Genomic DNA, 7,251 nt, shown 5'->3' on the forward strand with positions numbered 1-7,251 from the left:
CCGGGGCCGTGACGACCGTGGCGCCCGGCCGGGTGAGCGCGGTGGGTACCGGGGTCGTGACGACCGCCGGGACGACCGTGGCGGATACCGTGGCCGTGACGAGCGGGACCGCGACCGCGAGCCGATCAAGCGCCTCCCGATCCCGGACGACGTCACCGGCGACGAGATCGACAAGGACGTCCGCCAGGAGCTGCAGAGCCTCCCGAAGACGCTCGCCGAGGACGTCGCCAGGAACCTGGTGATGGTCGCGCGGCTCATCGACGAGGACCCCGAGGGCGCCTACGGCTACTCCAGGGTGGCCCTGCGTCTGGCGTCCCGCGTGGCCGCGGTCCGTGAGGCCGCCGGCTTCGCCGCCTACGCGACCCAGAAGTACAGCGAGGCCCTGGCCGAGTTCCGTGCCGCCCGCCGGATGACCGGCAACACCGAGCTGTGGCCCGTGATGGCCGACTGCGAGCGTGGGCTCGGGCGTCCGGAGAAGGCGCTGGACATGGCCGGTGCCCCCGAGGTGCAGAAGCTGGACAAGGCCGGCCAGGTCGAGATGCGGCTCGTCGCCGCCGGTGCCCGGCGTGACATGGACCAGCTCGACGCGGCCATCGTCACCCTCCAGAGCCCGGAGCTGGCCTCCAACTCCATCCAGCCCTGGACCGCCCGGCTGCGCTACGCCTACGCGGACGCCCTGCTGGCCGTCGGCCGGGAGGGCGAGGCGCGGGAGTGGTTCGCCAAGGCCGTCGAGGCCGACCGCGACGGCAGCACCGACGCCTCCGACCGGCTGGCCGAGCTGGACGGTGTCGAGTTCGTCGACGCGATGGACGAGGACGACGCCGAGACCGAGACCGTGGTGACGGTCGTGGTGGACGAGAACACCACCACGGACGACGAGCCCGCGGACGAGGACGAGCCCGCGGCCGAGGACGAGCCGACGGACGAGGAAGCGCCCGAGGCCGACGAGCCGAAGATCGTCCAGATCAAGGACACCACCGAGGACTGATCCCGGCGGCGTGGAAGTACACGAAGGAAGGGCGGGACCCCAGCGGTCCCGCCCTTTTTTCGTGCCCGGAACCAGCCGGAGCGGCCCTCAGATGTCCACCACCCGCAGCACCAGCCCCGACGCCGGCTTGGGGCCGAACGACGTCGACTTCCGCGGCATCGTCACCCCCTGCCGGGCCAGCTCGCGCACGACCTCCTCGCGTACCGGGTGCAGCAGCACCGCCGTGCTCCCGCCGCGTTCCGCCTTGTCGACGGTGGCCGCCGTGTCGTGGATGTAGGCGATGTGCGCGGGGGAGTCCTCGGGGACACGCCAGACGTGCTCGAGGAGCACGGCGTGCAGGACCGTCGCGTCCAGGGAGCGCCAGGCGGGCGGGTGGCCGGCCGGTACGGTGCGGTCCAGCAGGGCCGGGTCCGGGCTGTCCAGCAGGTGGAAGCCGCCGTCGCCCGCGAGCAGGAAGGCGTTGCCCTCGGCGGCCGCCTCCGCGAGCGCCTCCAGCGCCTCGGGCAGCGGGACCGTGAGGTGCCGTACCCGGAACAGGTCGCCCACGGCGGCCAGGGCGTCCGCCACGGGCAGGCCGTGCAGCAGGCGGTGGATGGCGCGGACGCGCAGCGGGTAGCGGACGGTGTCGACCAGCAGGACGAGGCCCAGGTCCCAGGGACCGGGGGAGGGCTGCTCGGCGCGGAGCAGGCGGTAGGTGGCCCAGCGGTGATGGCCGTCGGCGATGAGGGCCTGGTGCTGGGCGAGGTCCTCGCGGACGAGGGCCAGCTCGGCCGGGTCGGTGACGCTCCACAGACGGTGCCGTACGCCGTCCTCCGTGGTGGTCGTCAGCAGGGGCGGGAGCTTCGCCGTGCGCTCGACGGCCTCCGAGGTGGCGCCGTCGCCGCGGTAGGTCAGCAGCAGGGGTTCCAGGTTGGCGCGGGTGGCGCGCATCAGACCGGCGCGGTCGGCGACCACGGGGTCCATCACGTCCTCGTGGGGGAGGACGACGCCGTCCTCCGGTTCCGAGACGCGCAGGGCGCCGATGACACCGCGCTGGAGCACTCCGTCCACGTCCTGCTGCTCGTACACGTACAGGGCGGGGACCGGGTCGGGGGCGAGGATGCCCGAGGCGAGCCAGCGGCGCAGGGTGTCCGCGGCCTGTTCGTTCCGGATGTCGGGCGTGTCGGCCTGGGGCAGGATCAGCCGGACGATGTTGTACGGGTCGGCGTCCTGGAGGTGGTGCAGGCCGTCGGGGCGTACCACCACGTCGTACGGCGGGGAGGTGACGGAGGCCAGGCTGCCGACCCGTTCGGGGTCGTAACGAAGGCCGCGGAACGGGGTCAGTTCCAGACCTCGGGGCACCATTGCTTCCGAGTGACCTGCGATGTTCATCCCGGCATCGTACGTGTGCGGGCGCGTTGCGGGATGATCGGGGGAAAGAGCGTCGAACGAGGAGCGATACGGATGAGCCGGAGCGTCAGGACGAGCCCCGAGGGCAGTGAGCGGCCCCTGCACGAGGCGTACGACACGGCGCTGCTCGACCTGGACGGGGTGGTGTACGCGGGCGGTGAGGCCATCGCGCACGCCGTGGACTCGCTGGCCGAAGCCCGTGCCGACGGCATGCACCTCGCGTATGTCACCAACAACGCGCTCCGCACCCCGGACGCGGTGGCCGGGCACCTGACGGAGCTGGGCATACCGACCGGTGCGGAGGACGTGATCACCTCCGCGCAGGCGGTGGCCCGGCTGATCAGCGAGCAGGTGCCGGCCGGGGCGAAGGTGCTGGTGATCGGCGGCGAGGGGCTGCGGGTGGCGCTGCGCGAGCGCGGGCTCACCCCGGTGGACTCGGCGGACGACGACCCGGCGGCGGTGGCGCAGGGTTACGGCGGCCCGGACTTCCCGTGGGGACGGTTCGCGGAGGCGTCGTACGCGGTGGCGCGCGGGGTGCCGTGGTTCGCGTCCAACACCGACCTGACCATCCCGAGCGGGCGGGGCATCGCGCCGGGCAACGGCGCGGCCGTGCAGGTCGTCCGGATCGCGACCGGTGCCGAGCCGCAGGTGGCGGGCAAGCCGCTGCCCCCGATGCACAAGGAGACCATCCTGCGCACCGGCGCCAAGCGGCCGCTGGTGGTCGGGGACCGGCTGGACACCGACATCGAGGGTGCCTGCAACGGCGAGGTCGACTCGCTGCTGGTGCTGACCGGCGTCACCGACGGCGCCCAGTTGCTCGCCGCGCCGCCGCAGCACCGGCCTACCTACGTCGACGCCGATCTGCGCGGCCTGCTCACCGGTCAGCCGGCGGTGACGGAGGACGGCGGGGGCTTCCGCTGCGGGGGCTGGACCGCCACGGCCGGTTCGGGTCACCTGGAGCTGTCGGGCGAGGGGACCGAGTTGGACGGTCTGCGGGCGCTGTGCGCGGCGGCCTGGACGGCGGCCGGGGACGGCACCTGCTCGCTGGACGCGGAGAAGGCGCTGGCCAGGCTGGGTCTCTGAGGCTCCGTCGGCTGGGCGGGATCGAGACCGAATGGCAGGATAGGCTAACCTAACCCCGTGTTGGTCGAGAGTCGTCCGGAACAGCGCGCGGAAACCGCCCCCGCGCCCCCGAAGCGACAGCTGGCGCGCGCCCTCGGGCTGCTCCTGGCCGTCGTGCTGCTGGCGTTGGTCGCCATGGCGAGCATCGGAGTCGGCGCCAAATCGCTGGCGCCGGACCTCGTCTGGCACGGGCTATTCCATGACAGCGGGACCTACGCCGACATCGTCGTACGGGACCGGATCTCCCGGACCGTCCTCGGACTGCTGGCCGGGGCCGCGTTCGGGCTGTCCGGCTCGGTGCTCCAGGCGCTCACCCGCAACCCGCTGGCCGACCCCGGCCTGCTGGGCATCAACGCGGGCGCCTCGGCGGCCGTCGTCACCGCCATCACCTTCTTCGGCGTGACCTCGCTCAGCGGTTACGTCTGGTTCGCCTTCGCCGGTGCGGCCGCGGTGGGCGCGCTGGTGTGGTTCCTCGGCGGCACGCGGGGTGCCACCCCGGTACGGCTCGCGCTGGCCGGCACCGCGATCGGGGCCGCGCTGTACGGGTACCTCCAGGCCGTGATGATCACGGACGACGAGGCGCTGTCCCGGATGCGCTTCTGGACCGTCGGCTCGCTGGACTCCGCCGACGACCGGACCATCGTGCAGGTGCTGCCGTTCCTGCTGGCCGGCATGGTCCTCTCGCTGGCCCTGGCCCGGCCCCTGAACGCCATGGAGATGGGCGACGACACCGCCCGCGCGCTTGGCGCCCACCTCAACCGCACCCGCGCGCTGGCCATGCTGGCGGCGACCGTGCTGTGCGGCGCCGCGACCGCCTCCTGCGGCCCGATCATGTTCGTCGGCCTGATGGTGCCGCACGTGGTGCGCTCCTTCACCGGGCCCGACCTGCGCTGGATTCTTCCGTACGCCGCCGTGCTGTCACCCGTGCTGCTGCTCGGCGCCGACATCGTCGGCCGGCTCGTCGCCCGGCCCGCCGAGATCCAGGTCGGCATCATCACCGCGCTGATCGGCGGCCCGGTCTTCATCTTTCTCGTACGACGGCGGAGGACGGCGCAACTGTGAAGACACTCTCCCGGAGCCGTGCGGTGCGCACCCCCGGCGGGCTCTCGCTGCGCCTGGACCTGCGCTCCCTGATCGTCGTCGTCCTGCTGCTGGTCGCCGTGCTGGCCGCGGGCGTGGCCCTGATCGGCACCGGCGACGCCCACATCCCCGCCATGGACGTGCTGCGGACCCTCGTCGGGAACGGCAACCCGTACCAGGACTTCATCGTCAACGAACTGCGGCTGCCCCGGCTGCTGGTCGGACTGCTGGTCGGCGCGTCGCTGGGGCTCGGCGGGGCACTGTTCCAGTCGATCTCCCGCAACCCGCTGGGCAGCCCCGACGTGCTCGGCCTCGCCCAGGGCTCCACCGCGGGCGCCCTGGTGATGATCGTGCTGTTCTCCGGCAGTGCCGCCGCCGTGACCGCGGGCGCGCTGATCGGCGGCCTGGTCACGGGCCTCGGTATCTATCTGCTCGCCTGGAAGCAGGGGGTGCACGGATACCGGCTGGTCCTGGTCGGCATCGGGGTCTCCGCCGTGCTCACCGCCGTCAACGGCTACCTGATCACCAAGGCCGACATCGTCGACGCCGCCCGCGCGGTGGTGTGGATGACGGGCTCCCTCAGCGGCCGGGACTGGACCCAGGTCTGGCCGCTGCTGACCCTGTGCGCGGTCGTCGTCCCCGTGGTCCTCGCGGGCGGGCGGGGTCTGCGCATGCTGGAGATGGGCGATGACGTCGCGTACGCCCTCGGGGTGCGGGTGCACCGGGTACGGCTGGTGCTGATGGTCGGCGCCGTCCTGCTCACCGCCGCCGCCACCGCCGCCGCGGGCCCCGTCGGCTTCGTCGCCCTCACCGCGCCGCAGCTCGCCCGGCGGCTGACCCGCTCGCCGGGCCCCAACCTCGTACCGTCCCTGTGCATGGGCGCCGGTCTGCTGGTCACCGCCGACTGGGTCTGCCAGCGTCTCTTCGGCGCCGACCAGCTGCCCGTCGGCGTGGTCACCGGTGTTGTCGGCGGCGCCTACCTGCTGTGGCTGCTGGTCGGCGAGCGCCGGGCGGGCCGGGTATGAGCACCGAAACGAGCGGACCGAAGTCGAACACTCCGAGGAGTACCAGCACCGTGAACCGCCTGTCCGCCGAGAACGTCACCCTCGCCTACGAACAGCGCGTCATCGCCGAGCGGCTGTCGGTGGAGATACCCGACAACTCCTTCACCGTGATCGTCGGCCCCAACGCGTGCGGCAAGTCCACCCTCCTGCGGGCGCTGTCGCGGATGCTGAAGCCGGCCGAGGGCCGGGTGCTGCTCGACGGGCAGGCCATCCAGTCGCTGCCGGCCAAGAAGGTCGCCCGCACCCTGGGCCTGCTCCCGCAGTCCTCCATCGCGCCCGACGGCATCACCGTCGCCGACCTCGTCGGCCGGGGCCGCTACCCGCACCAGGGGCTGCTGCGCCAGTGGTCGGCCGAGGACGAGCGGGTGGTCCAGGAGTCCATGGCGCAGACCGGCGTCGCGGAACTCGCCGAGCGGTACGTGGACGAACTCTCCGGCGGCCAGCGCCAGCGCGTCTGGATCGCCATGGCCCTCGCCCAGCAGACCCCGCTGCTGCTCCTGGACGAACCGACCACCTACCTCGACATCCAGCACCAGATCGACGTGCTCGACCTCTGTGCCGAGCTGCACGAGACCCAGGGGCGCACCCTGGTCGCTGTCCTGCACGACCTCAACCACGCGGCGCGCTACGCCACGCACCTCATCGCCCTGCGCGGCGGCGAGGTCATCGCCGAGGGCGCGCCGAACGAGATCGTCACCGCCGACCTGGTCGAGCGGGTCTTCGGGCTGCGCTGCCAGGTCATCGACGACCCCGAGACCGGGACCCCGCTGGTCGTGCCCGCCGCCCGCAAGGCGCGGACGGCGAAGGTCACAGCAGCTTCCTGAGCCGGAACAGGTCCATCAGACCCGCCTCCAGTCTGACCCGGCCCGAACCCCAGGCGGAGGCGAAGTCCAGCTCGCCGTCCACCAGGGCCACCAGGTCGTCCCCGGTCAGCGCCAGCCGGATCTGGGCCCGCTCCCCCGGCGGGCCCGGCAGGGTCTCGGCCACCTCGATCCGGCCGCCTCTCATGCGGCCGGCGAAGGTGACGTCCAGGTCGGTGACATGGCAGCTCACCGAGCGGTCCAGCGCGGCGGCCGCGCCGACGTCGCCCTCGGCGCCGCTCATGCTGTCCGAAAGCTTCTCCAGTGCCGTACGGCACTCCTCGATCGTGGCCATCGCGCACGACGGTACCCCAGGGCTTCGCGGTAGCGTCTGGGCATGAGCGAGTCCGCGCCCGAGTCCGGGCCCCCGGCGCCCGAGTCCGGGCCCCCGGCGCCCGAGTCCGACCCCGCGGCCCCGGCGCCGCTTGCCGTCCCCCGCACCCCCACCGGGGACGCCGGGACCGACGCCCGCCTGGCCCGGCTGGCCGACGCCGACCACCTGCCCACCGAGGGACACCTCGGCGTGTACGAGGATGTACACCGGGGGCTGCGCGACGCGCTGGACGCGCTCGACGCCCGCCCGGACCGTCCGGCACCCGCCCCCCGGTGAGGCCCACGCCCGCACCGCCCGTACCGACGCACGAAGACCTGAGCAGGAGCTGAACCGAACGTGGCAGGAGTCGCACGCCGCCGTCTCGACGCGGAACTGGTCCGCCGCAAGCTGGCGCGCTCGCGCGAGCACGCCAGC

Annotated in this window: 8 protein-coding genes; 6 read left to right on the forward strand and 2 right to left on the reverse strand. The window is 73.2% G+C overall.

The features are described from left to right. The first annotated feature begins 124 nt into the window (after positions 1–124). Positions 125–988 (forward strand): tetratricopeptide repeat protein, encoded by an 864-nt coding sequence (locus CCN33_RS25675; protein ID WP_208621894.1) that lies wholly within the window; start codon positions 125–127, stop codon positions 986–988. 87 nt (positions 989–1,075) lie between these two features. Here the strand turns inward: CCN33_RS25675 and CCN33_RS25680 are convergent, their stop codons facing one another. After that, positions 1,076–2,359 (reverse strand): DUF1015 family protein, encoded by a 1,284-nt coding sequence (locus CCN33_RS25680; protein ID WP_086695846.1) that lies wholly within the window; start codon positions 2,357–2,359, stop codon positions 1,076–1,078. A gap of 72 nt (positions 2,360–2,431) precedes the next feature. On the opposite strand from CCN33_RS25680, the gene CCN33_RS25685 reads away from it, so the two are divergent. From CCN33_RS25685 to CCN33_RS25700, 4 genes are read left to right on the forward strand one after another with little or no spacing between them, the layout of a single operon-like run. Next, a complete protein-coding gene (locus tag CCN33_RS25685; protein ID WP_086695847.1) occupies positions 2,432–3,460 on the forward strand; it encodes an HAD hydrolase-like protein in 1,029 nt (342 codons plus the stop codon). Positions 3,461–3,517: 57 nt separating this feature from the next. Further along, on the forward strand, positions 3,518–4,561 hold the full coding sequence (locus tag CCN33_RS25690; RefSeq protein ID WP_086695848.1) for a FecCD family ABC transporter permease: 1,044 nt from the start codon (positions 3,518–3,520) through the stop codon (positions 4,559–4,561). Further along, a complete protein-coding gene (locus CCN33_RS25695; RefSeq protein WP_086695849.1) occupies positions 4,558–5,604 on the forward strand; it encodes a FecCD family ABC transporter permease in 1,047 nt (348 codons plus the stop codon). The genes CCN33_RS25690 and CCN33_RS25695 overlap by 4 nt, the downstream gene beginning before the upstream one ends. Further along, positions 5,601–6,467 (forward strand): ABC transporter ATP-binding protein, encoded by an 867-nt coding sequence (locus CCN33_RS25700; protein ID WP_086695850.1) that lies wholly within the window; start codon positions 5,601–5,603, stop codon positions 6,465–6,467. Before CCN33_RS25695 ends, CCN33_RS25700 begins: the two co-directional genes overlap by 4 nt. Here CCN33_RS25700 and CCN33_RS25705 read toward each other — a convergent pair. Continuing rightward, the gene (locus CCN33_RS25705; RefSeq protein ID WP_086695851.1) at positions 6,451–6,798 is read right to left on the reverse strand and encodes a sterol-binding protein; all 348 of its coding nucleotides are present in this window, start codon (positions 6,796–6,798) and stop codon (positions 6,451–6,453) included. The genes CCN33_RS25700 and CCN33_RS25705 overlap by 17 nt on opposite strands. Positions 6,799–6,840: 42 nt before the next feature. On the opposite strand from CCN33_RS25705, the gene CCN33_RS25710 reads away from it, so the two are divergent. Then, positions 6,841–7,113 (forward strand): hypothetical protein, encoded by a 273-nt coding sequence (locus CCN33_RS25710; RefSeq protein WP_086695852.1) that lies wholly within the window; start codon positions 6,841–6,843, stop codon positions 7,111–7,113. The last annotated feature ends 138 nt before the right edge of the window (positions 7,114–7,251 follow it).

The organism is Streptomyces recifensis (assembly GCF_002154615.1).
In the GTDB taxonomy this organism is placed as follows: domain Bacteria; phylum Actinomycetota; class Actinomycetes; order Streptomycetales; family Streptomycetaceae; genus Streptomyces; species Streptomyces griseoluteus.

Excerpts from the sequence above, each read along its gene's own strand:
- CCN33_RS25680 (WP_086695846.1), bottom strand. The coding sequence starts at position 2,359 with ATGAACATCGCAGGTCACTCGGAAGCAATGGTGCCCCGAGGTCTGGAA.
- CCN33_RS25685 (WP_086695847.1), top strand. The coding sequence starts at position 2,432 with ATGAGCCGGAGCGTCAGGACGAGCCCCGAGGGCAGTGAGCGGCCCCTG.
- CCN33_RS25700 (WP_086695850.1), top strand. The coding sequence starts at position 5,601 with ATGAGCACCGAAACGAGCGGACCGAAGTCGAACACTCCGAGGAGTACC.
- CCN33_RS25705 (WP_086695851.1), bottom strand. The coding sequence starts at position 6,798 with ATGGCCACGATCGAGGAGTGCCGTACGGCACTGGAGAAGCTTTCGGAC.
- CCN33_RS25710 (WP_086695852.1), top strand. The coding sequence starts at position 6,841 with ATGAGCGAGTCCGCGCCCGAGTCCGGGCCCCCGGCGCCCGAGTCCGGG.